Annotated in this window: 18 protein-coding genes; 14 read left to right on the top strand and 4 right to left on the bottom strand. The window is 68.0% G+C overall.

All coding sequences use genetic code 11. From position 1 onward, the window contains the following. The first annotated feature begins 9 nt into the window (after positions 1 to 9). From K1Y73_RS01790 to K1Y73_RS01740, 11 genes are all read left to right on the top strand, one after another. Positions 10 to 1,485, top strand: coding sequence for a 6-hydroxynicotinate reductase (locus K1Y73_RS01790; protein ID WP_225026196.1), 1,476 nt, complete (start codon positions 10 to 12; stop codon positions 1,483 to 1,485). Then, positions 1,482 to 2,327, top strand: coding sequence for a UPF0280 family protein (locus tag K1Y73_RS01785; protein ID WP_225026195.1), 846 nt, complete (start codon positions 1,482 to 1,484; stop codon positions 2,325 to 2,327). Before K1Y73_RS01790 ends, K1Y73_RS01785 begins: the two co-directional genes overlap by 4 nt. Beyond that, positions 2,320 to 2,901 (top strand): amino acid synthesis family protein, encoded by a 582-nt coding sequence (locus K1Y73_RS01780; RefSeq protein ID WP_225026194.1) that lies wholly within the window; start codon positions 2,320 to 2,322, stop codon positions 2,899 to 2,901. The genes K1Y73_RS01785 and K1Y73_RS01780 overlap by 8 nt, the downstream gene beginning before the upstream one ends. Next, positions 2,898 to 4,283 carry a hypothetical protein gene (locus tag K1Y73_RS01775; RefSeq protein ID WP_225026193.1) on the top strand — a complete coding sequence of 462 codons (1,386 nt, stop codon included), beginning with the start codon at positions 2,898 to 2,900 and terminating at the stop codon, positions 4,281 to 4,283. The genes K1Y73_RS01780 and K1Y73_RS01775 overlap by 4 nt, the downstream gene beginning before the upstream one ends. 91 nt (positions 4,284 to 4,374) lie before the next feature. Next, the gene (locus K1Y73_RS01770) at positions 4,375 to 5,646 is read left to right on the top strand and encodes an ABC transporter substrate-binding protein (protein ID WP_225026192.1); all 1,272 of its coding nucleotides are present in this window, start codon (positions 4,375 to 4,377) and stop codon (positions 5,644 to 5,646) included. 82 nt (positions 5,647 to 5,728) lie between these two features. Continuing rightward, complete coding sequence (locus tag K1Y73_RS01765; protein ID WP_225026191.1) at positions 5,729 to 6,610, top strand: branched-chain amino acid ABC transporter permease; 882 nt, start codon at positions 5,729 to 5,731, stop codon at positions 6,608 to 6,610. Beyond that, positions 6,607 to 7,548 (top strand): branched-chain amino acid ABC transporter permease, encoded by a 942-nt coding sequence (locus K1Y73_RS01760; RefSeq protein ID WP_225026190.1) that lies wholly within the window; start codon positions 6,607 to 6,609, stop codon positions 7,546 to 7,548. The genes K1Y73_RS01765 and K1Y73_RS01760 overlap by 4 nt, the downstream gene beginning before the upstream one ends. Then, positions 7,545 to 8,273, top strand: a complete 729-nt coding sequence (locus tag K1Y73_RS01755) for an ABC transporter ATP-binding protein (RefSeq protein ID WP_225026189.1) — start codon at positions 7,545 to 7,547, stop codon at positions 8,271 to 8,273. The genes K1Y73_RS01760 and K1Y73_RS01755 overlap by 4 nt, the downstream gene beginning before the upstream one ends. Further along, positions 8,263 to 8,958, top strand: a complete 696-nt coding sequence (locus tag K1Y73_RS01750) for an ABC transporter ATP-binding protein (RefSeq protein ID WP_225026188.1) — start codon at positions 8,263 to 8,265, stop codon at positions 8,956 to 8,958. The genes K1Y73_RS01755 and K1Y73_RS01750 overlap by 11 nt, the downstream gene beginning before the upstream one ends. A gap of 127 nt (positions 8,959 to 9,085) precedes the next feature. Then, complete coding sequence (locus K1Y73_RS01745) at positions 9,086 to 11,110, top strand: hydantoinase/oxoprolinase family protein (protein WP_225026187.1); 2,025 nt, start codon at positions 9,086 to 9,088, stop codon at positions 11,108 to 11,110. A 63-nt stretch (positions 11,111 to 11,173) separates the two neighbouring features. Next, the gene (locus K1Y73_RS01740; protein WP_225026186.1) at positions 11,174 to 12,859 is read left to right on the top strand and encodes a hydantoinase B/oxoprolinase family protein; all 1,686 of its coding nucleotides are present in this window, start codon (positions 11,174 to 11,176) and stop codon (positions 12,857 to 12,859) included. A gap of 30 nt (positions 12,860 to 12,889) precedes the next feature. Here K1Y73_RS01740 and K1Y73_RS01735 read toward each other — a convergent pair whose 3' ends face one another. From K1Y73_RS01735 to K1Y73_RS01725, 3 genes are read right to left on the bottom strand one after another with little or no spacing between them, the layout of a single operon-like run. Then, complete coding sequence (locus K1Y73_RS01735; RefSeq protein ID WP_225026185.1) at positions 12,890 to 16,237, bottom strand: efflux RND transporter permease subunit; 3,348 nt, start codon at positions 16,235 to 16,237, stop codon at positions 12,890 to 12,892. An 11-nt stretch (positions 16,238 to 16,248) separates the two neighbouring features. Further along, positions 16,249 to 17,439 carry an efflux RND transporter periplasmic adaptor subunit gene (locus K1Y73_RS01730; RefSeq protein WP_225026184.1) on the bottom strand — a complete coding sequence of 397 codons (1,191 nt, stop codon included), beginning with the start codon at positions 17,437 to 17,439 and terminating at the stop codon, positions 16,249 to 16,251. Positions 17,440 to 17,463: 24 nt separating this feature from the next. Then, on the bottom strand, positions 17,464 to 18,105 hold the full coding sequence (locus K1Y73_RS01725; RefSeq protein ID WP_225026183.1) for a TetR/AcrR family transcriptional regulator: 642 nt from the start codon (positions 18,103 to 18,105) through the stop codon (positions 17,464 to 17,466). A 183-nt stretch (positions 18,106 to 18,288) separates the two neighbouring features. Here K1Y73_RS01725 and tgt point away from each other — a divergent pair, with 183 nt between their 5' ends. Then, entirely contained in the window at positions 18,289 to 19,419 is a 1,131-nt protein-coding gene (tgt, locus tag K1Y73_RS01720) for a tRNA guanosine(34) transglycosylase Tgt (RefSeq protein WP_225026182.1), read from the top strand. Between the two features lie 97 nt (positions 19,420 to 19,516). Then, positions 19,517 to 20,611, top strand: a complete 1,095-nt coding sequence (locus K1Y73_RS01715) for an alkene reductase (protein ID WP_225026181.1) — start codon at positions 19,517 to 19,519, stop codon at positions 20,609 to 20,611. Positions 20,612 to 20,620: 9 nt separating this feature from the next. On the opposite strand, the gene K1Y73_RS01710 is transcribed toward K1Y73_RS01715, so the two are convergent. Beyond that, on the bottom strand, positions 20,621 to 21,778 hold the full coding sequence (locus K1Y73_RS01710; protein WP_225026180.1) for a hypothetical protein: 1,158 nt from the start codon (positions 21,776 to 21,778) through the stop codon (positions 20,621 to 20,623). A gap of 269 nt (positions 21,779 to 22,047) precedes the next feature. Between K1Y73_RS01710 and lon the strand changes: the two genes are divergently transcribed. Beyond that, the gene (gene lon, locus K1Y73_RS01705) at positions 22,048 to 24,453 is read left to right on the top strand and encodes an endopeptidase La (RefSeq protein WP_225026179.1); all 2,406 of its coding nucleotides are present in this window, start codon (positions 22,048 to 22,050) and stop codon (positions 24,451 to 24,453) included. Positions 24,454 to 24,461: the final 8 nt, after the last annotated feature.

The raw sequence follows: 24,461 nt of genomic DNA, 5'->3' as shown, positions 1-24,461 counted from the left end.
AGCCGTCGCATGACCGAGGCCCCGGACCGCCCCTCTGCCGAAAAGATCCGCTGCGATGCCTGCCCGGTCATGTGCTACATCGCCCCCGGCCAGACCGGCGCCTGCGACCGCTACGGCAATCTGGCCGGCCGGATCGTGCGCAGCGATCCCTTGGTGCTGCTCAGCCGGGCGCTGGAAGGCGGCCAGCGCATCGTGCCCTTCGCCGCCACCGACTGGGACGGTGCCCCGCCCCCGGCCGATACGGTCGTGACCGGCATCGGCGCGGGCACGACCTATCCCGATTACAAGCCCGCGCCCTTCATCGTCGCGTCGACCGTGGCGGGGGCCGACATGGTGACCGTCGTCACCGAGGCGATCTTTTCCTATTGCGGCGTCAAGGTGAAGATCGACACCGACCGCTTCCTGGGCCCCGAGGGCGCCACCTTGCGCGTCGACGGCGAGGCGGTGGGCCATGTCACCACCGCGGAATATGGCAGCCAGATCTTCTCGCTGGGGGGTGTTCATCACCTGACCAGCGGCTCGAAGGCGGAAGGCCGGGTGACCTGCGCCGCGATGCTGGCCCTGTGCAATGGCGATCCGGTCGAGATCGAGGTCGAGGGCGGCGCGCGGGTGGTGGTGCAGGCAGGCCAGGCGCCGGTCGTCGATGGCCGGCCCGAACGGCAGATGCGGGTCGGCTGCGGCTCGGCCACGATCGGGATGTTTGCCGTGCAATGGCACGGGCTGGTGGACGAGGTGGTGGTCGTCGACGACCATATCACCGGCGTCGTCTCGGAACATCAGGCCGGCAAGGTGCTTGGATGGAAGCCAAGCGGGATCCGCATCAAGGGCCAGCGCTCGACCCCCGGCCGCTATTTCCGCGTCTCGGAACCGGGCAGCGGCTGGGGCGGCACGCGGCTGACCGATCCCTTGGAAATTCTGGGCGACTGGCAGGAAAAGAAGGGCGCCCGGCCGGGGCTGACGCTGCTGATGGTCTCGACCACGGGCGAGGATTTTGCCTATTACGTGCTGGATCAGGCGCTGCGGCCGGTGGCCCGGCCCTTGCCCGACCACCTGCGCCCGACCGTCGATCTGATCGGCGAGAATTGCGAGCCCTCGCTGTGCACGGTGCTGTTCATGGCCGGCGCCGGCGGCTCGCTGCGGGCGGGCGTGGCGAAGAACCCGGTGCGGCTGACCCGCTCGGTGCAGGGCGGGGTGACGCGGCTGACCTCGGGCGGGGCGGACTGCTATGTCTGGCCGGGCGGCGGGATCACCTTCATGGTCGATGTGCTGGACCTGCCGAAAGGCGCCTTCGGATATGTGCCGACGCCCGCTTTGGTGGCGCCCCTGGAATTCACCCTGCCGCGCGCCGCCTATCTGGCGATGGGCGGGCATGAGGAGAATATCAGATCGCTGTCCCAATCCCTGACCGAGGGCGGCGAATATCCGACCGAGGCACGGCTGTCGCCCTGGCCCCAGAAGGGAAACCGGAAGGGAAAGGCGCCATGACCGGCGCCGTCGCTGCGCTTCTGCCCGATGGGCGGCTGCATCTGCAGCACGGGCCGATCGACATTGTCGCCCAGGCCTTCGGCCCGGCCGAGGCGGTGGCGATCGCCCATGCCGCCGCCGCCCGGCGCTTTGCCACGGTGCTGGACGAATTGGTGGCGGAATTGCCGGCGCTGCGGCGCGAAGATGGTCTTGTCAGTGGAAAGATCGGGCGGCGTATGGTCGCGGCGGTGGCGCCCTTCCGGCCGCGCTTCATCACGCCGATGGCGGCGGTGGCCGGTGCGGTGGCCGAAGAGGTGCTTGTCGCCCTGGCTGTTCCCGGCATCGCGCGCGCCTATGCCAATAATGGCGGCGATATCGCGCTGTATCTGGCGCCGGGGCAAAGCCTGACCTGCGCGCTGGCGGTGACCGGCGGGATGGACCGGGTGACGACGCGGGCAGAGGATCCGGGCCGGGGCATCGCGACCTCGGGCTGGCGCGGGCGCAGTTTCTCGCTGGGCATTGCCGATGCGGTCACCGTGATCGCGCGGACCGCGGCCATGGCCGATGCGGCGGCGACGATGATCGCCAATGCGGTGGATCTGCCCGACCATCCCGGCATCTCTCGCCGCCCGGCCGATCAGATCCAGGCCGAAACCGACCTGGGCGGGCGTCCCGTCACCATCGGCGTGCCGCCTCTGTCGCCCGCCGAACGCGCGCGGGCGCTGCAGGCGGGCCTGGCCGAGGCCGAGGCGGCCCGCGCGCGCGGATTGATTGAAGCGGCGGCGCTTTTCCTTCAGGGTGAAAGCCTTGCGACCTCGGGTGCGTTGCGCGCCCTGCAACAGGAAGTGACCGACCATGTCTGATTTCGCCATCCGCAAGATCGTTACCCAGATCGAGGAGATCCGCCACGAGGGTGGGCCGCCCCCGGCCCGGCCGGTGCTGCGCGGGGCGATCTATGCGATCTGCGCCAATCCTTTCGCCGGCCGCTACGAGCCCGATCTGCAACCCGCGATGGAGGCACTGAAGCCCTTGGCGCTTTTGCTGACCGACCGGCTGGTCGCGGCCCTGGGCGGGCGCGAGGGGATTGACGCCTATGGCAAGGGCGCGATCGTGGGCGAGGCCGGCGAGAGCGAACATGGCGCGATCTGGCATGTCGCGGGGGGCTATGGCATGCGCGAAAGGCTGGGCGAATGCCGCGCGATCGTGCCCTCGGCAATGAAGGCAGGCGGCATGGGGGCGACGCTGGACATTCCGCTTGGCCATTTGAACGCGGCCTATGTGCGGTCGCGCTTCGACGTGATCACGGTGGCCTGCGAGGACGGGCCCAAGGCGGGCGAGGTGCTGTTCGCGCTGGCCATGGCGCAGGGCGGGCGGGTGCATTCGCGGATGGGCGGGCTGGAGATCGAGGCAGTCAAGGGCGAGGACGGCTTGCGGTGAGCGCGACGCGCGAATTTTCGTCGAAAATTCGGGCCAGCGCCCGGCTGGCCTGTCCCGCGGCGGCGCTGATCCCAGTGTTGTTCCCGGCAGTGGCCCAGGCCTGCGCCCTGCCGCCCTCGGTGCTGCTGACGCTGCCCACCGGGCATTACATCACCGCCGCCGCCCTGACCGTGGCGCTGACCGCCGTTCTGGGCGCCGTCTCGGGCCGCTTGCCCGCCTTCACGGCGCATCTTCTGCTGGACCGGCCGGTGATCCTGCCGCAGGTTCTGACCTCGTATCTTGGCTTTCTGGTCCTGATGGGCCTGTGCCTGATCGGCTGGCTGGGCAATCGCGACCCGATGCACAATCTGATGACGCTGGTGTTCTGGACCGGGGTCTGGATCGCGCTGCCTCTGGCCTCGATGCTGTTTGGCAATCTCTGGCGGGCGGTGAATCCCTGGACCGGCCCGGTCCGCATCGTGCGCAGCCTGTTGGGCCGCAGCAGTGGCATCGGCCTGGCGCGGCTTGGCCATGCACCGGCAATCCTGGGGCTGGCCGGGTTTTCCTGGTTCCAGACCGTCTCGCTTTACCCTGACGACCCGTCGGTCCTGGCCTCGCTGGCGGCGGTCTACTGGCTGGCGATCTTTGTCCTGGCCGTGGCCGAGGGCGAGGAGTGGCTGGACAAGGGCGAGTTTCTGACGGTGTTCTTCACCATGATCTCGCGCGTGGCGCCGCTGTGGCACGAAGCGCAGGGCCGCCGCACCCGGCTTTATGCCGGCTGGCCCGGCGCACAGGTGCTGCGCCTGCCGCCGCTGACGCCCTCGGCCGTGGTCTTCGTGACGCTGGCGCTGGCGGGGCTGAGTTTTGACGGCCTGTCCGAGACCTTCTGGTGGCTGGGCCTGATCGGCGAGAACCCGTTGGAGCCGACCGGGCGCTCGGCCGTGGTCTGGGCCAATACGCTGGGGCTGCTGGCCGCCTTTGTGGTGACGCTGGCGCTGGTGCTGGGGGTGGTGCGGCTGGGCCGGATGGCGGCGGGGCCGGTGGTGCTGTCATTCCTGGCCATCGCCGCCGGCTATCATGCTGCGCATTACCTGGTGATGCTGCTGACGGCGGGCCAGTACACGCTGGCGGCGCTGAACGACCCCTTGTTCACCGGCGACAGCTGGCTTGGCCTGCCGCCCTTCTATGTCTCGTTCGGCTTCGTGACCGATCCGGCGGTGATGCCGCTGATCTATGGCGCGCAATTCGCGGCGATTCTGGCCGCGCATCTCTTGGCGGTGGTGCTGGGGCTGAAGCTTGCAGGGGGGGCTGCGGGGCTGCGGGCGCATCTTCCGCTGACTTTGCTGATGGTCGCTTATACAATCCTTGGTCTCTGGCTGCTGTCCACGGCCAGAGCGGGGTGATTTTCAGTGGACAGAGCGTTTGCACCCGATGAAATGAAACCAGCGCTTGCCGCTCGACGCGGCCGGCCCCCTTCCCATACTGGAGTGTGACATGACCAATCTTCTGATGCCCTCGCGCCGGGCGCTGCTGAAAGGCGCAGGCGCCGGGGTTCTGGCGGGCATGCTGCCCGCGACGGTTGGGGCCCAGGCCGCGCCGATCAAGGTCGGCTTCCAGCTGCACCGCACCGGCATCGGCGCCTCGTATGGGCGCTGGTACGAGCGCACGGTCACGGCCGCGCTGAAGAAGATCAACGCCGAGGGCGGCATTGCCGGCCGGCCGGTTGAGATCCTGTTCGAGGATGACGCGACCGATCCCAAGCGCGGCGCCGAGGTGGTGGACAAGCTGACCCAGTCCGATGGCTGCGACGTGGTGATGGGCACGCTGTTTTCGCATGTCGTCATGGGCTCGGCCCCGCGCGCGGGCGAGCTGAAAGTGCCCTATCTGGTCTGTTCCGAAGGCTATCACGTCGCGTCCGGCGCGCTGAACCGCTGGACGCTGCAGCCGGGCATCACCGATGTGCGCAGCCAGATTTCCTCGATGGCGCCGTGGGTCGCGGCCAATCTGGGCAAGAAGGTCACCATGTTCTACCCGGATTATGCCTTCGGCTATGACCATCGCGACCATTTCTCGAAGGCGATTGCCGCGCAGGGCGGCGAGATGGTGGCGATGATCGCCATCCCGCCGACCGAAACCAGCTTCACCCGCTATTTCGCCCAGATCCCGGCCGATACCGAAGTGCTGTATCACGTCATGGTGGGCCCCGCGGTTCTGACCTTTGTCAAGGAACTGGGCGAATTCTACGGCACCGGCCCGAAGCCGCAGCTGTTCGGCTTCGTCGACAGCCTGGAAGCGGTGGATACCGCGACGCCGGGGCTGGAATTCCTGGAAGGCAGCCATTTCTGGGAAGCGCATCCCCGGGTGAAACCCGCCGATGCCGGGGAATTCGAGGCCGGCTATCGTGAAGCGGTGGGGGTCGATGACAATGGCACCTCGGTGTCGGATGCCAAGGATGTGGCCACCTACAGCCATATGTTCTCGACCTGGGAGACGCTGCATTTCCTGAAACAGGCGATGGAGGCGGCGGGCTATACCGGCCCGGCCGACCGCCAGAAGCTGGTCGAGGCGATGGAGGCGATCACCGACCTGCCCTATGGGCCGGAACGGCCACAGGGGGCCAAGGTCTTCAACGGCAAGACCCATCAGGTCTTTGGCGTGCAGCATATCAGCCAGATCCAGTCGGGGAAACTGGTGCAGGTGCATACGACCTCGATGGAGGACGGGATGTATGAAGACGCGGTGGATTACACCACGATGGCGTTCTGACCCCAGGCCGGGCGCTTGCCGCCCGTGTTGACTCTGACCCCGGCGCAGAAGGTGCCGGGGCACTTTCTGGCGCTGGGGTGCAATGTCCTTCGGTCCTTTCCTGCTTCTGGCCCTGATGGAGGGTCTGGTGACCGCCGCCGTCCTGGCGCTGGCGGCCTCGGGCCTGTCGCTGGTCTTTGGCGTCATGCGGGTGGTCAATGTCGCGCATGGCGAGTTCTACATGCTGGGCGCGGTGATCGCCTGGTTCGTGACGACGCTGGTGCCCGGACCGGCCTGGGCGGGGTTTCTGGTGGCTTTGGCGGTGGCGCCGGTTGCGGTGGGGGCGCTGGCGGCGGCAGCCGACCGGCTGGTGCTGCGGCGGCTGGATTACGACCCCGAGGCGACGATCGTGGCCACGATCGGGCTTTTGTACATGATCCAGCAGGCGGCGCTGAGCTTTTACGGCCCCGATGCGCGGCCTGTCGCCGCGCCCTTCGACTGGCGGCTGCAACTGCCCTGGTTCGGCTATTCGGGCTACAAGCTGTTCGTGGTGCTGGCGGCCGCCGTGGTGCTGCTGGCGCTGTGGCTGTTCATGACCCGCAGCAAGGTGGGCCTGGTCATGCGCGCGACCCAGGTTGACCGCGACGTGGCGCAGGCCTTCGGCATTGATGTCGACCTGGTCTATATGGCGGTCTTCGGCATCGGTGCTGCCCTGGCCGCGGTGGCGGCGGTGCTGATCGTGCCGATCCAGCAGGCGCATTACCTGATGGGGCATGATCCGCTGCTTCTGTCCTTCATCGTGGTCATCATCGGCGGCCTGGGCAGTTTGCGCGGCACGGTCGTCGCGGCGCTGGTCATCGGCCTGTCGGATGGGGTGATCAGCATGTTCTTCTCGCCCACCCTGGCCAAGATCCTGGCCACGCTTCTGGTGGCGCTGGTGCTGGTCTTCCGCCCGCAGGGCCTGTTCGGAGTGCGCGACAGATGAGCGGCGCGAAGGTCTGGGCCCTGCATCTGGCCGTGCTGGTGGCGCTGTTCGCGGCGCAATATCTGCTGCCGCCCTATCACGCGACCAATCTGGCGCGGGTTCTGGTGCTGGCCCTGTTCGCCATGGGCTACAATCTGGCCTTCGGCTATACCGGCTTGCTCAGCCTGGGCCATGCGCTGTTCTTCGCCGGTGGCATGTTCGCGGCCGGGCTGCCCGCCTATCATTTCGGGTTCAGCGCGGGTCCGGCGCTGATCCTGTCGCTTTTGGGCGGGGGCGTTCTGGCCGGGGCGGTCGGGCTGTTCGCGCTGCGCACCGCGGGCGTCAGCTTCATGATCGTGACGCTGATGTTCGCCCAGGCCGGCTATCTGACGCTGATCTATTTCAACGCCTGGACCGGCGGCGATCAGGGCTTTGCCGTGCCCGCCTCGGGGCGCAGCCTGTTCGGCTTTGCCCTGTCTTCGGACGGGCCGCGTTTCGCGGTCGCCTGGGGCCTGTTCGCCCTGGGCTTTCTGGTCTGCCTGGCGCTGGTGCGGTCGCGCTTTGGCCGGGTGATGGTGGCGATGCGCGAGAATGAGGAACGCTCGCGCCTTCTGGGCTACAACCCCTTCGTGGTGAAGCTGATCGTGCTGGTGATCTCGGGCCTTTATGCCGGGCTTGCGGGCGGGGCCTGGGCGCTGCTGTTCGGCTATGCGGGCGCCAGTTTCGCCACGATCCAATATTCCATCCTGCCGATGCTGTATGTTCTGCTGGGCGGTGCGGGCACGGTGGCGGGGCCGGTTCTGGGCGCGGCGCTGATGTTCTGGCTGATCGAGCTGGCCTCGGGCCTGACCTCGGCCTGGCTGTTCCTGGTCGGGGCCGCTTTGGTGGTGCTGGTCCTGTTCGCACCCAAGGGCATTCTGGGCTGGGTGCGGGAAAAGGTCTGGAGGGGCCTGCCATGAGCCTGCTGGAAGCCCGGGGCCTGACGCGGCATTTCGGCGGCTTGCGCGCCGTGGACGGGGTGGATTTCGATCTGCGCCCCGGCGAGGTGCAGGGGCTGATCGGGCCGAATGGCGCGGGGAAGACCACTTTCGTCTCGCTTCTGTCGGGGCGGATTCCGGTGCAATCCGGCACGATCCATCTGGCGGGCGAAGACATCACCCGCCTGCCGGCCCAGGCGCGGGTGCGAAAGGGGCTGGCCTATACGTTCCAGATCACCTCGATCTTTCCGGGGCTTACGGTCTTCGACAATGTCGCGCTGGCGGTGCAGGGCGGGCGGGCCCAGATCGGCAGCTGGCGGGGCGGCGGGGCGGCGCTGGAGGCCGCGGTCGCGGCTGCGCTGGGGCAGGTGGGCATGGCCGATCTGGCGGGGCAAGGCGCGGGCGCGCTAAGCTATGGTCACCAGCGGCTTCTGGAAGTGGCGATGGGCCTCGCGCTGCAGCCGAAGGTGCTAATCCTGGACGAGCCGACGCAAGGGTTGGCCGCGGGCGAGATCGCGGGCTTCATGGCGCTGGTGCGCGGGCTGGTCCCGGCCGTCTCGGTCCTGCTGATCGAGCATAACATGGAGGTGGTGATGGGCGTCGCCGACCGCATCACCGTGCTGAATTTCGGCCGGGTGCTGGCGCGGGGCACGCCCGCCCAGATAAGCGCCGACCCCGCGGTGCAGGAGGCCTATCTTGGGGCTTGAGATCGCCGGTCTCAGCGCGGGCTACGGGCCCGTCACCGTGCTGCGCGGCGTGGATTTCACCGCCCGCCCGGGCGAGGTGACCTGCATCATGGGCCGCAATGGCGCGGGCAAGACCACGCTGATGAAGGCCATCATGGGGCTTTTGCCCGGTACGGGCAGTGTGCGGGTGGCGGGCGTCGAGGTGCTGGGCCTGCCCGCGCATCGGGTGCCGGGCCATGGTCTGGCCTGGGTGCCGCAGGGGCGGCGGCTGTTCGGGCCGCTGACGGTTGCGGAAAACCTTGAGATCGGCGGGCTGTTGCGCGGCAACCGGCCCGAGATCCGCGCCCATGTGCTGCGGCTGTTCCCGCGGCTGGGCGAAAGGCTGGGGCAGGTGGCCGCGACCTTGTCGGGGGGCGAGCAGCAGATGCTGGCCATCGCTCGCGCCCTGTGTCTGGAGCCGAAGGTTCTGCTCTTGGACGAGCCGACCGAGGGGTTGCAGCCCTCGATGATCGCGCTGATCCGCGATGCGGTGGGGCAGCTTAGGGCCGAGGGCGTTGCGGTGGTTCTGGTCGAGCAGCGGGTCGAGGCGGTGCTGAAGATGGCCGACCGCGTCGCCTTCATGGCGCATGGCCGCGTGGCCGAGATGGTCAGCGCGGCAGACCTGGCGCCGGGCGCGCGGCAATTCGCGGAATTCGTGGGGGTCTGATGGGCAGGACGCGACAGATGGATCGCAGAGATGCCGGAATTTTCGAAAATTCCGGCCCGGAGCCTTTGAAGGCTCCGGCGCGATTTCTTCAAAGAAATCGCTGCCGTCCCGCGGCGGGAGGGCGAAGATGAGCGGCGGGCTGGTCGCGGGCGTGGATGTCGGCGGAACCTTCACCGATCTGGTGGTCTTCGATCCGGCCTCGGGCGGGGTGCGGCTGGCCAAGGTGCCGACCACGCTGCCCAACCAGTCGGGCGGGGTGCTGGCGGCCTTTGAGGCGGCGGGCGCCGATCTGGCCGAGATGGACCTGATCGTCCATGGCACCACCACGACGACCAATGCCGTGCTGGAACGGCAATTGGCGAGAACCGGGATCATCACCACCGAAGGCTTTCGCGACGTTCTGGAACTGGGCCGGCGCACGCGGCCGCAGGCCTATGGCATGTCGGGCCGCTTCGTGCCGATCATTCCGCGCGATCTGCGACTGGACGTGCCCGAGCGGATGGATGCGCGCGGCCGGGTGGTCACGCCGCTGGACGAAAAGGCTTTTCGCGACGCTTTGGCGCAGCTGCTGCAGGCGGGTTGCGAGGCGCTGGTCATCCATTTCCTGCATGCCTATGCCAACCCTGCGCATGAGCTGCGCGCGGGCGAGATCGCGCGCGAGATCTGGCCGAATGCCTATGTGACGCTGGGCCATGCGCTGCTTTCCGAAGCCCGGGAATACGAGCGCGGGGTGACCGCGGCGGTGAATGCCTCGGTTCAGCCGGTGCTGGAGCGCTATATCAGCCGTCTGGCCGGCGAACTGGCCGCGCGCGGTTATGGGCGCGACCTGCTGGTGATGAACGGCAATGGCGGGATGGTCGCGGCGCAGAATGTGGCGCGCGAGGCGGTGAAGACGGTGATGTCGGGCCCGGCCTCGGGCGTGATGGCGGCGGTGGCCACCGGGCGGCGGGCGGGGATGCCGGATCTGCTGACCTATGACATGGGCGGCACCTCGACCGATGTGGCGATGATCCGCGGCGGCGTGGCGCCGGTCTCGAACGAGATCGAGGTGGAATATGCCATGCCGATCCATGTGCCGATGGTGGATGTGCGCACCGTGGGCGCGGGCGGCGGGTCGATCGCGCGGGTGGATGAAGGCGGCATGCTGCGGGTGGGCCCGGACAGCGCGGGCTCGGCTCCGGGCCCGGTCTGCTATGGGCGGGGCGGCACGCTGGTCACCATCTCGGATGCGAACCTGATCCTGGGGCGGCTGCCGGCGCAGCGCTTCGGCCAGGCGGCCGAGGCGGCGCGCGCGGCGATGCAGGACCAGATCGCGCGGCCGCTGGGCCTGGGCGTCGAGCAGGCGGCCGAGGCGGTGGTTCGGATCGCCAATACCCATATGGCCGGCGCGATCCGCATGGTGTCGATTTCCATGGGCGCGGATCCGCGCGATTTCGCGCTGTTCGCCTTTGGCGGCGCGGGGCCCCTGCATGCGGTGGCGCTGGCGCGGGAACTGGCCGTGCCCCGGGTGCTGGTGCCGGCGCGGCCGGGGATCACCAATGCCTTGGGCTGCGTGGTGGCCGATCTGCGGCACGACTTCGTGCGCACGCTGAACCGGCCGCTGGATGCCTTGGATATGGCCGAAGTGGCGGCGATCCTGGCGGGGCTGGAGGCCGAGGGGCGGCGGCTGATCGCGGCCGAGAAGGTGGCGGTCCGGGATGTCCGGGCCGAGTTTTCCGCCGACATGCAGTTTCTGGGCCAGACCCATCTGTTGCGGGTGGCGCTGCCCGGGGCCGCGCCGTCGCGTGAAAGCCTGCAGGCCCTGTTCGAGGCGGCCTATCATGCCCGGTTCCGGGTGGATCTGCCCGAAATCCGCGCCAATCTGATGAACCTGAATGTCAGTGTGACCGGGCGGCGGGCCGAGCTGGACCTGTCGCGGCTGATCGACCCGGCCGGACGCCGGGCACTGGTCGCGCCCTCGGGCCAGCGGCGGGTCTGGTTTGAGGACGGCTGGCAGGAGGTGCCGGTCTATTGGCGCGATCACCTGCCTTTGGATCTGGACCTGACGGGGCCCGCGGTGATCGAGCAGATGGACACGACCCTGCTGGTCGAGCCGGGGTGCCGGGTCACATCGGATGCCGATGGCAATCTGATCGTGTCGGTCACGGGCTGAGCGCGGCAGAGCGGGGGGCCAGCCCCCGGACCCCCGGGATATTTGGACAGAGAGGAAGGCAGCATGGTCGATCCGGTGACGCTGGCGGTGATCCAGGCGGGGTTGCAGCAGGTTTGCGACGAGATGGACCTGACCTTCTCGCGCGCGGCCTTTTCGCCGGTGATCGCCGAGGCGGATGACCGCTCGGACGGGATCTATTCGGCCGAGGATGGGTCGTTGATCGCCCAGGGGTCGAAAGGCCTGCCGGTGTTCGTCGGCGTGATGCAGTTTTCCACCCGCACGCTGATTGAACGCATCGCGGCGGGGGTGACGGCGGCGCCGGAGCCGGGTGACATCTATATCGTCAACGATCCCTATCTGGGCGGCACGCATCTGATGGATGTGCGCTTTGCCATGCCGGTCTGGCGGCAGGGGCGCATCTGGTGCTGGCTGTCGAATACCGGGCATTGGCCGGATACCGGGGGCATGGTGCCCGGGGGGTTCTCGGCTTCGGCGATCAGCGCCGAGCAGGAAGGGCTGCGGCTGCCGCCGGTAAAACTGTTCAAGAAGGGCGTGCTGGATGCCGAGATCTGGGCGATCATCTGTTCGAATATAAGGGTCTCGGATCAGCGGATCGGCGATGTGAAGGCCCAGGCTTCGGCGCTGATGGTCGGGGCCGAGCGGCTGGCGGCACTGCTGGACCGCTATGGCGACGGCACGGTCGGCGCGGCGGTGGCGCAGATGCGCGATCTGGCGGCGCGGCAGATGCGGGCCAAGCTGGCGCTGATCCCCGAGGGGCGCTATCGCGCGACGGCGGTGATCGACAGCGACGGGGTGGTGAACGCCCCCCTGATCATCGCGCTTGCGGTGACGCGGGCGGGCGAGAGGCTGGTCTTCGATTTTTCGGGCTCGTCGCTGCCCTGTGCGGGGCCGATGAACTCGGTCCGCGCGACGACGCTGTCTTCGGTCTATCTGGCGGTGCGGCACGTCTTTCCCGATGTGCCGATCAGTGCGGGGGCATTCGAGCCTTTGGAGGTGGTGGGGATCGAGGGCACATTCCTGGACGCACATTATCCGCGCCCGGTCTCGGGCTGCGCGGCCGAGGTCAGCCAGCGCATTGCCGAGGCGGTCTTTGCCGCTTTGGTGCAGGCGATCCCCGATCGGGTGACGGCGGCGCCGGCCGGCACCAGCGGCAATTTCGGCCTGGGCGGGACCGACCCCGAGACCGGGGCGGGCTATGTGATGTACCAGATTTCGGGCGGCGGTTATGGTGGTTTTGCCGGCGGTGACGGGATATCGAACGGCTGTTCGACAATCGGCATTTCCAAGGCGCCGCCCGTCGAGATCATGGAGCAGAAATACCCCGTCCTCTACCGCCGCTATGCGCTGCATGAGGGCAGTGGCGGGGCGGGGCAGTATCGCGGCGGCTTCGGGCTGGATTACGAGATCGAACTGCTGCGCGGCATGGCGCGGGCGTCGTTCGTGATGGATCACGGGCGGGTCGGGCCGCAGGGTGTGCTGGGCGGCGGCGATGGCGCGGTGAACCGGGTCGAGATCCACCGCCAGGGCGCGCCGGTTCTGGTGCCCGAGCATCTGTCCAAGGCGCAGGACATCGTCTTGCAGGCCGGCGACCGGGTGCGGGTCAGAACGCCGGGCGGCGGCGGCTATGGCGCGCCGGCCGACCGGGATCCGGCGCGGGTCGCCGAGGATCTGGCGCTTGGCCGCTATGGGACGGCCGAGGCTGCCCGGCTTTGGCCGGGCAAGCCTTAGCGACGCGGGTCACCGCGCCTGTTCCGCGGCCTATTCGGCCGCCTGGGCCGATGGCGGGGCGGGCCGGCCGATCCGGTCTTCCAGCGCGGCCAGACGCGCGCCGATCAGCGCCGCCCGTTCGTCGCCGCTGCGCAGGCGGGTGACCAGTTCCTCGGCCGAAGGCGCCTGGGCCTCGGCCTCTTTCGGGCCGATGAAGCGGCCGAAGACCCAGGACAGGGCGCGGGAAAGATCGTCCATGATCAGGTAGAAGGCCGGCACCACCACCAGCGACAGCACAGTCGACATGATGATGCCGCCGATCACCGCAATCGCCATCGGCGCGCGGAAGGTGCCGCCTTCGCCCACGCCCAGGGCCGAGGGCAGCATCCCCGCCGACATGGCGATCGAGGTCATGACGATCGGGCGCGCGCGCTTGTGCCCGGCCTCGACCACCGCCGCGATCCGGTTCATGCCGCGCACCCGCATCTCGATGGCAAAGTCGATCAGCAGGATGGCGTTCTTCGTCACGATCCCCATCAGCATCAACAGGCCGATCATCACCGGCATCGACATCGGGTTCTGGGTGATGATCAGCGCCGCCGCCACGCCGCCGATGGCCAAAGGCAGCGAGAACAGGATGGTGAAGGGCTGGATCACCGATTTGAACAGCAGGATCAGCACGGTCAAGACCAGCATCAACCCCATGATCATCGCATTCTCGAAGCTTGACACCAGTTCGGCCTGCACCTCGGCATCGCCCGAGGGCTTGACCGTGACCGAGGCGGGCAGGGCCAGCGGCGCGATGCCCTGCGCCGGATCGCCGAAGACGATTGCCTCGAACCGCTGGGTCGCGCTGTCCAGCGGCACGCCCACCGGCAGGTCGGCGCCCACCGTGGCCACGCGCTGACGGTTCAGCCGCTTGATCGTGGCGGGGCCTTCCGAGACCTCGATCCCGGCCACCGCCGCCAGCGGCACCAGCGCGCCCGAGGCGGTGGGCACTTTCAGCGCGGCGATCCGGTCCAGGCTTTCGCGCGACGCATCGTCCAGCCGCACCCGCACCGGGATCAGCCGGTTGTCGACCGACAGTTTCGCCAGCGCCGCGTCATTGTCGCCGATGGTCGCCACCCGCAACGTGGCGGCAATGGCCTGGGTGGTCACGCCCAGCCGCGCCGCCTCGTCGAGGCGGGGGGTGATCTGCACCTCGGGCCGGGGCAGGGTGCTTTCGGTCGAGACATTCGACAGAAGCGGCTCGCCCGCCAGCGCGCGTTCGATCTGCGACACCGCCTGTTTCAGATCGCCCTCGTCGGCCGACAGCACATTATACGAGACCGGACGTCCGCCTGCGCCGGGGCCGCCCAGCTTGAAGGCGCGGATATCGGGAATGGCGGCAAGGCGGGCGAAGACCTCGGCCTCGATCTCGACCTGCGGCTGGGTGCGGGTTTCCGAGGGCGGCACGGTGATGATATCGCGCAAGAGCGGAATGCCCGAGGCCACTTCCAGTAGCCGCCGTTCCAGCCCGACATCGCGCTTTTCCAGCAGCACGCGCATATCGGCGCGGCGCACGTCCAGATCGCCCAGCGGAGAGCTGCCGCCCACCACCAGCACCGTCTCGATCCCCGGGATATCGGCAATCGCCTGGCGCATCCTTTCGGTGGTGCGGTCGGTTTCTTCCAGGGTGGCGCCGGGGGGCAGTTCCACCGAAATCGCGAAACGGCTTTCATCGTCGGGCGGGAACAGGTTGCCCGGCACCTGCAGCATCAGCTGGACCGAGACGATCACCACCGCCACCGCGACGACCAGCGTCATGTAATAGGCCGGGAAGCGGACGCGCGAGCCGAACAGCCGCGGCATGGCGGTGGATTTGCGCACCAGCCACAGATAGAAGCGCATGAACAGCCCGTCGCGATGGTCGTCATGGCCAGTGTCGCGCGGGGTCATGAAATAGGCGGCCATCATCGGCGTGATCAGCCGCGCCACCAAGAGCGAGAAGATCACCGCCACCGCCACCGTGATGCCGAACTGGCGGAAATACTGGCCCGGAATGCCGGGCATGAACGACACCGGCACGAAGACCGCAACGATGGTCGAGGTGGTGGCGATGACCGCAAGGCCGATCTCGTCGGCCGCCTCGATCGCGGCACGATAGGGCGATTTGCCCATGCGGATATGGCGGGCGATGTTCTCGATTTCCACGATGGCATCGTCGACCAGGATCCCGGTCGCCAGTGTCAGGGCCAGGAAGGACACCAGGTTCAGCGAGAAGCCCACCGCCTCCATCACCCAGAAGGTGGGGACGGCGGAAAGCGGCAGGGCCACGGCGGCGATTAGCGTCGCGCGCCAGTTGCGCAGGAAGACGAAGACCACCAGAACCGCCAGCAACGCGCCTTCGATCAGCGTGTGCAGGGCGGATTCGTAATTGCCATAGGTGTAATAGACCGCGTCATCGACCAGTTCGATGGAAATGCCGGGGGTGCGGGCGCGGATCTCGTCGACCACGGCGGCGGTGGTTTCGGCCACCGTCACTTCCGAGGCGCCTTTCGAGCGGAAGACCCCCATCATCACCACCGGCTCGCCATTCCTGCGGCCGAAGCTTTCGGGTTCCTGATAGCTGTCGACGACCTCGCCCAGATCCGACAGGCGCACATGCCGGCCCGAGCGCAGCGCGATCGAGGCTTCGGCCAGGGCGGCGGCAGTGTCCTGGTTGCCCAGCGTGCGGATCGACTGTTGGCCCGCGCCGATCTCGGTCTTGCCCGAGCCGACATTGGCATTGGTCAGCGCCAGCTGCTGGCTGACCTCAAGCGCGGTGATGCCGTAGCTGCCCAGTTTCACCGGGTCCAGATTGATGCGGATCTCGCGGTCGGCGCCGCCATAGCGGTCAACCCGGCCGATGCCGGGCCGGCCCTGCAGCGCGCGCTTCAGCGTGTCGTCGACGAACCAGCTGAGTTCCTCAAGCGTCATGTCGGGCGACGAGACCGAATAGGTCAGGATCGACCCGCCTTCCACATCGACGCGCGCGACGATCGGCGCTTCGATATCGCCGGGCAGATCGCCGCGGATCCGGTCGATCGCATCCTTGACATCCTGCACCGCCTTGTCGGTCGGGATCTCCATGTAGAATTCGACCGCCGTGGTCGACAGCCCGTCCGAGATCGACGAGGTGACATTCTTGACGCCGGTGACCCCGGCCACGGCATCCTCGATTTCCTTGGTGATCTGGGTCTCGATTTCGGCCGGTGCCGCGCCGGGCTGGGCCACGGCGATCGAGACAATGGGCACGTCGATATTCGGGAATCGGGTGATCGGCAGGGTGTTGAACGACTGCCAGCCGATCAGCATCAGCAGGAAGAAGCCCAGAAGGGGCGCGACGGGATTGCGGATGGCCCAGGCGGAAAAGTTCATGCCGGAATGTCCTATTGGGTCGCGTCATCAAGGACGGGGTTGATCCGGTCGCCCGGGCGCACGAAAGAGCCGGCCTTGGCGACGATCTGGTCGCCCGCGGCCAGGCCCGAGACCACCTCGACCCAGCCGCCTTCGCGGATGCCAAGCGTGACCTCGACCTGTTCGACCGTGTCACCGGCGACCCGCAGCACCGTCTGCCGCCCGCCCTCGCGCCCGACGGCAGTGACGGGAACGGCCAGCGCGTCGCGTTCGGCCACGGTGATATCGGCTTCCAGGTACATCCCGGCGCGCAGGCCGGCCTTGTCATCGACGCTGATCCGCGCCCGGCCCAGCCGCGTGGCGCTGTCGATCACCGGCTCGACCAGGCGCAGCCGGCCCGGCAGAGCGGTGTCCATGCCGACCCCGCGCAACTGGGCGCCCTGGCCTTCCTGCAGGCGCTGGATATCGGCCTCGGCCACATCGGCCCAAAGTTCCAGCGCGCCGTCCTTCTCGATCACGAACATCGGCGCGCCGGCGGCGCTGGCAATCGCGCCGATCACCGCGTTGCGCGAACTGATCCGGCCGGCGAAGGGCGCCCGCACTTCGGTCCGGGTCAGTTCCAGATCCAGGCTGGCCAGTTGCGCGTCGATCACGTCCAGCTGGGCGCGGGCGGCGGCCAGCGACTGGCGCGCCACCGAAACGCCCGCCGTGGCCGCGATGGCCGTGGCGCTGGCCGCATCGGCCGCCGCCTGGGTGGCCGAGCCCTGATCGCGCAATTTCCGTGTGCGTTCGGCCACGCGCTCAGCCTCGTCGGCCGAGGCCTGGGCTTCCAGCATCTGCGCTTCGGCCTGGGCAATCGTCGCCTCGGCCGCCGCGCGCGAGGCCAGGGTCTGTGCCCGGCGCAGCAGCAGCGCCTTGTCCGACAGCACCGCCAGAACCTGATCTGCCGCGACCATGTCGCCCACATCGGCCAGAAGCCGGTCGATCGGCTGGCCCTCGATCAGCGGCTGGACATTGATCTGCTGCACCGGGTTGACGAAGCCCGTGGCGATCACATGTTCGACCATGTGGCGGCTTTCGACCCGCGCCACCGTGATCGCCGGCAGCGTGGCCGCCGCAGGCGCCTCGGCCGGAGCGGCGGCTTCGGCGGTTTCGGCCGAAAGCGGCAGGGGGGCCAGCAGCACAAGCGCCGCGACCGAGGAATGAAGCATGAAGCGGCGCATGGCAGAAGCCCTTGTCGGAACGGGTCAGGTCTTTTCGGAAGCGGCGGCAGTCACCTCGTCCAGCACGCGGTTGATGCTTTCCAGCACCAGCGCGGTCAGGTCGGGGTCGGGAATGGTGGAGTTGCGCATGGCGACCGTCTTCACCATCAGGACGACGAAGCGGGCATGGGCGCCAAAGCGCTGCTGGCATTCGCCTGGCGCAAGCCCGGTGACGCGCGCGAAGACGCCCAGCATGTTCCGCGCCACCAGCTCTTCCATGCCGGCGCAGATGGTCGCGATTTCGCTTTTGCGCCGGGCGGCGGCGTTGATCTCGGCCCAGAGCCCGCCCTTGTCGGTCTGCACCGCGCAGACCTCGCCCGCGACCTTGGCGCGTACCGCGCCCATCAGATCGTCGGCGGTGCGGATATCGGCGAATTTCGCCTCGATCTCGGCCATGTCGCGGCCGACCATCGCCTCGACGATTGCGGCCTTCGACGGGAAATAACGGTAGAAATTGCCCACGCTCATCCCGGCGGCACGCGCCAGATCCTGCATCGAGGCGCCGTCAAAGCCCTTTTCGACAAAGACCTCGCGGATCTGCGCCAGAATCGCGTCCGCCCGGTCGGCGGCCGGCGCGGGCGCGTCGGAAGGGGGCAGGGCGTCGGGAAGCGAAGGGGCACTGGTCATCAGGGTCCGGGGGCAATCAGGGGGATTCGGGTGCGAATGAACGTTCATTCGCACATGTGCATGCTTTTCACATCCCGTCAATTCATCGTTTGATCGACGCGAAGAAAACCGCGGCGCGACAGGGCGGCCTTGGCAAGGCGCGGCATTTGGCGCTAAACCGCGGCGGTTTTGCAGGGGATGGCGATGGCGCAGGGCTTCGGGTTCAAGGTCTCGGCGACGGATGGCAAGGCGCGGGTGGGGGTGATCTCGACCCCGCGCGGCGAAATTCGCACGCCCGCCTTCATGCCGGTCGGAACGGCGGCGACGGTGAAGGCGATGTTGCCCGACAGCGTGGCCTCGACCGGGGCCGATATCCTTCTGGGCAATACCTATCACCTGATGCTGCGCCCCGGGGCCGAGCGGATCGCGCGGCTGGGCGGGTTGCACAAGTTCATGAACTGGCAAAAGCCGATCCTGACCGACTCCGGCGGCTTTCAGGTCATGAGCCTGGGCCCGCTGCGCAAATTGACCGAGGAAGGCGTGGTGTTTTCCAGCCATATCGACGGCTCGAAACACCAGCTGACGCCCGAGCGCAGCATGGAGATTCAGGCGCTGCTGGGCAGCGACATCGTGATGTGCTTTGACGAATGCCCCGCGCTGCCGGCCGACGAGGCGACGGTGGCAAAGTCGATGCGCCTGTCGATGCGCTGGGCGCGCCGCTCGCGCCAGGCCTTTGGCGACCGGCCGGGGCACGCGCTGTTCGGCATCATGCAGGGCGGTGTCACCCGCGAATTGCGCGCGGAATCGGCGGCCGAACTGCGCTCGATCGGGTTTGACGGCTATGCGATCGGTGGGCTGGCGGTGGGCGAGGGACAGGCGGCGATGTTCGACGTGCTGAACTATGCGCCGGGCCTGCTGCCCGAAGACAAGCCGCGTTACCTGATGGGTGTGGGCAAGCCCGACGATATCGTGGGCGCGGTCGAGCGCGGGGTGGACATGATGGATTGCGTCCTGCCCAGCCGCTCGGGCCGGACCGGCCAGGCCTGGACGCGGCGCGGGCAGGTCAACATCAAGAACGCCCGCCATCAGGACGACCCGCGCCCGCTGGACGCGCAATGCAGCTGCCCCGCCTGCCGCAATTACAGCCGCGCCTATCTGCATCATGTGTTCAAGGCGCAGGAAATCATCGCCTCGATGCTGCTGACCTGGCACAATCTGCATTACTATCAGGAGCTTATGGCGGGCCTGCGCGCCTCGATCGGCTCGGGCAACCTGAAGGCCTATGTCGCGGCCTTCCATGCCCGCCGCGCCGAGGGCGATATCGAGCCTCTCTAGCTCTGCACAGGCGGAAGGGCGGCTTTGCACAGCCGTCGGGCTTGTGCCGCGCTGCAGCAGGACTAGCTTCTAGTCCCCAACCGCTGCGGAGGCCGCGATGACTGACAAGCTTTTCACCCCCCTGACGGCAGGGGCAATCGAGTTGAAGAACCGCGTCGTCATGGCGCCCCTGACGCGCAACCGCGCCTATGCGGGCGATGTGCCGGGCGATCTGCATGTGGACTATTATCGCCAGCGCGCCGGCGCCGGGCTGATCGTGACCGAAGGCTCGCAGATCTCGCCGCAGGCCAAGGGCTATACCGCAACGCCGGGGATCTATTCTCAGGCGCAGGTGGCGGGCTGGCGCCGGGTGACCGAGGCGGTGCATGCCGCCGGCGGCCGGATCGTGATCCAGCTTTGGCATGTCGGCCGGGTCAGCCATCCCGATCTGCTGGATGGCGGGGCGCCGGTGGCGCCCTCGGCCATTCCGGCCAAGTCGCGCACCTATGTGAACGGCGCCTTTCTGGAAACCGGCGCGCCGCGGGCGCTGACCGAGGCCGAGATCGCCGCCACGGTCGAGGATTACCGCAAGGCCGCCGCCAATGCGATTGCGGCCGGGTTCGACGGGGTCGAGATCCACGGCGCCAATGGCTATCTGATCGACCAGTTCCTGCGCGACAGCTCGAACAAGCGGACGGATGGCTATGGCGGCCCGGTCGAGAACCGCATCCGCTTTCTGCGCGAGGTTCTGGCGGCGGTCACTGGCGAAATCGGCGCGTCGCGCACCGGCATTCGCCTGTCGCCCTGGTCGAATGCCAATGACGTGGGGCTCGACAGCGACACGGCCGGCCTGTTCGGCGCGGTGGTGGATCAGCTGAACGCGGCCGGGCTTGCATTCCTGCATATGGTCGAAGGCCAGACCGGCGGCCCGCGCGACTGGCCCGCGGGCGGGATCGAGGCGCTGCGGGCGCGGTTCAAGGGGGTCTGGATCGCCAATAACGGCTATACGCGCGATATGGCGGTGCAGGCCGTGGCCTCGGGCGCTGCGGATGCGGTGGCCTTTGGCAAGCTGTATATCTCGAACCCCGATCTGGCCGAGCGGCTGGCCCAGGATGCGCCCCTGAACCCGCTGCCGACGGCGGGCCTGTATGGCGGCGGGGCCGAGGGCTATACCGATTACCCGACCCTGGCGCAGATGCCCGCCGCGAACTGAGCCGCGCCGCTACAGGGCGAAGGGGGCAAGGTCGCGCATCATCCGGGCCTGGGCCAGGAAGCGATAGGCGGCATTGCCGCCTTCGCCTTCGGGCGCCTGGGCGCGGAAGATCAGGACCGCGCGACCATCGCTTGCCCGCTGCACCGAAATCTCGCGCACGGGCACCCGGTCGGCCAGCGCGCCCTGGGTGGCGCTGCTGCGCGCCGCAGGCCAGGTGCGCGCCAGGCGCGTGGCGCTTTCTTCGGCCTCGGCTTCGGTCGCATAGCTGAACAGCGCCGCGGCATGGCAGGTCTTGCCATCGGAAAGATCGCCCAGCAGCCCCAGCCCCCAGGGCAGAAGCCCAAGCCCGGTGACGCCAGTTGCAAGCCCCTGCTGGTCGTTCAGCACCAGCGCCTGCAGAATCTGGGCCGCGCCGAAGCCGGGCGCGCGCAGCGCCTGGGTCAGGGCCGCCAGATCGGGGTGGCCCTGCGGCCCGGCCGTGCCCGCAAGCCCGGCCAGCAGCGCCCAGCCGGCGGTCTGGATCACCTCATCCCCCGCCACGATCACGCGGGACGATTTCCCGATCAGCCCCCCGAACGGGTCTTTCGGATCGCGCCGCGCCGGATCGACGGCAAAATCCTCGGCGCCGCGCTGGAAGACCGGGATCGTGCCCAGCATAGCCTGGTCATAGCCGCGTTCCGAAAGCGTTCCGCCAACCCCGTCGCCCGCGCCCGCGTGCAGCGTCAGGATCGCGCCGCGTTCCGGCTCGGCCGTCGTGCAGAGAAACCGCGCCACATCCTGCGGGCCGAAGCCCACCGTGCCGGCCCAGCCGCCCTGCAGCCCGAACACCACCTGCTCCAGCGCAAAGCCCTCGACCATGCGGGTCCAGCTGCCCAGCACCTCGCGCGCGCCGAAGCCCAGCGCCCCGGCGCCCGCCAGATCGCCCCAGACGATGCGCGGCACCTGGCCCGCGGGATCGGGGCGGAACTGCGCCACCGGCAGGCGCGACAGATCGGCCAGAAGCCCGGCCGCGGCCCGGTCGGCGGGCGAAAGGGCCGGCTCGGCCCCGGCGCGCTGCGGCGCCAGGCCAGTGACCAGGCCAGTGATCAGCGCGGTGCCCATGGTGGGGGGAAGGCCGGGCAGGGCGGCCAGTCCGGCCAGAAAGCTGCGGCGCTGCATCAGGGTCATTCGGCATTATCCTTCCCGCCGGTTCTGCCCGGCGCGCGTCAATCCTGCATTGCCAGCCCTGCGGGGCAAGGATGGTTCCCCTGACCCGGCAGAAACCATCCCATCCGATCCACTCTTGCAGCCCGCCGCGGGCAGGTTCAAACTGGCGGGCCAATGATGCGCTTGAAACCCTCCCTCCGGGACCACAGATTTACATTTCCGAACGCGGGGAAGGGCGGGCTGCCGGTGGTCGGGGCCCGCATCCATCCGCCGCAAGAAAGGATGCGCCAATGAGCGAAACCCTGTCCTCCAGCTTCCCGGTGCTGCCGCTGCGCGACATCGTGGTGTTTCCGCACATGATCGTGCCGCTGTTCGTCGGGCGTGAGAAATCGGTGCGGGCGCTGGAAGAGGTGATGGCCGATGACAAGCAGATTCTCCTCTCCAGCCAGGTCGACCCGACGGTCGACGATCCGACCACCGACGGCATCTATCGCGTCGGTGTGCTGGCCAATGTCCTGCAGCTGCTGAAACTGCCCGATGGCACCGTGAAGGTGCTGGTCGAGGGCAAGGCGCGGGTGAAGATCACCGACTTCGTCGAGAATCCCGCCTTCTTCGAGGCCCGGGCCACGCTTTTGGAAGAAAGCCTGGGCGATCCGGCCAGCGTCGAGGCGCTGGTGCGCGCCGTGGGCGACGAATTCGAACGCTATGCGAAGATCAAGAAGAACATCCCCGAAGAGGCCACCGCCTCGGTCGGTGAGACGCGCGAACCCGCGCGGCTGGCCGATCTGGTCGCCGGCCATCTGGGGGTGGAAGTCGCGCTGAAGCAGGAACTTCTGGAAACGCTGAGCGTCGCCGAACGGCTTGAGAAGGTCTATGGCCAGATGCAGGGCGAATTGTCGGTCCTGCAGGTCGAGAAGAAGATCAAGACCCGCGTGAAGTCTCAGATGGAGAAGACCCAGCGCGAATATTACCTGAACGAGCAGATGAAGGCGATCCAGCGCGAGCTGGGCGATGGCGAGGAAGGCCAGAACGAGATCGCCGAACTGGAAGAGCGGATCCGCAAGACCGACCTGTCCAAGGAGGCCCGCGAAAAGGCCGATGCCGAGGTCAAGAAGCTGAAGTCGATGTCGCCGATGTCGGCCGAAGCGACGGTGGTGCGGAACTATCTGGATTGGCTTCTGGGCGTGCCCTGGGGCACGAAGTCGCGCACCAAGAAGGATCTGGGCGCGGCGCAGAAGGTGCTGGATACCGACCATTACGGTCTGGACAAGGTGAAAGAGCGGATCGTCGAATATCTGGCGGTCCAGGCGCGCTCGACCAAGCTGAAGGGGCCGATCCTCTGCCTCGTCGGGCCGCCCGGCGTGGGGAAAACCTCGCTTGGCCGGTCGGTCGCCAAGGCCACGGGCCGCGAATTCATCCGCATCTCGCTGGGCGGGGTGCGCGACGAATCCGAGATCCGCGGTCACCGGCGGACCTATATCGGCTCGATGCCCGGCAAGATCATTCAGTCGCTGAAAAAGGCCAAGACCACCAACCCGCTGATCCTGCTGGATGAAATCGACAAGATGGGCCAGGATTTCCGCGGCGACCCGGCCTCGGCCCTGCTGGAGGTTCTGGATCCCGAACAGAACAACACCTTCGTCGACCACTATCTCGAGGTGGAATACGACCTGTCCAATGTGATGTTCATCACCACGGCGAATTCGTACAACATGCCGGGCCCGCTTCTGGACCGGATGGAGATCATCTCGCTGGCGGGCTACACCGAGGATGAAAAGCGCGAGATCGCCAAGCAGCACCTGCTGCCGAAGCAGATCAAGGCCAACGGCTTGCGCAAGGGCGAGTTCAAGGTCACGGACGAGGCGCTGACCCATGTGATCCGCTACTATACCCGCGAGGCGGGGGTGCGGAACCTGGAGCGGGAGATCGCCAAGCTGGCCCGCAAGGCGGTGACCGAGATCCTGCAGGGCAAGGTCAAGTCGGTCGAGGTGACGCCGCAGAAGGCCGAGGAATACCTGGGCGTGCAGCGGCACCGCTATGGTCTGGCCGAGAAGGAAGACCAGATCGGTGTCGTCACCGGCCTGGCCTGGACTTCGGTCGGCGGCGATCTGCTGCAGATCGAGGCGCTGAAGCTGCCCGGCAAGGGCCGGATGAAGACGACCGGGAAACTGGGCGACGTCATGAAGGAATCGATCGAGGCGGCCTCCAGCTATGTCCGCTCGATCAGCCCGCAGCTGGGGGTGAAGCCGCCGAAATTCGAGGCGATGGACATTCACGTCCACGTCCCCGACGGCGCGACGCCCAAGGACGGGCCCTCGGCGGGCCTGGCCATGGTGACCGCGATCGTGTCGGTGCTGACCGGCATTCCGGTGCGCAAGGACATTGCGATGACGGGCGAGGTTTCGCTGCGCGGCAATGCGATGGCGATTGGCGGGCTGAAGGAAAAGCTGCTGGCGGCGCTGCGCGGCGGGATCAAGACCGTGTTCATCCCGGAAGAGAACGAGAAGGACCTGGCCGACATCCCGGACAATGTGAAGAAGGGGCTGAAGATCATCCCCGTCACGCATGTGCGCGAGGTGCTGGCCCAGGCGCTGACCCGCCAGCCCGAGCCGGTGGATTGGGACGAGGCCGCCGAAGAGGCGGCGGCGGCGGCGCGCAAGGCGGGGGGCGAAAGCCCGGCGCAGATCGCGCATTGATCCTGGCT

It is taken from the genome of Xinfangfangia pollutisoli, assembly GCF_020179405.1.
Taxonomy (GTDB): Bacteria; Pseudomonadota; Alphaproteobacteria; order Rhodobacterales; family Rhodobacteraceae; genus Pseudogemmobacter; species Pseudogemmobacter pollutisoli.
Note: the sequence above shows the minus strand (reverse complement) of the source record. Positions and strands in the feature narration are given on the sequence as shown.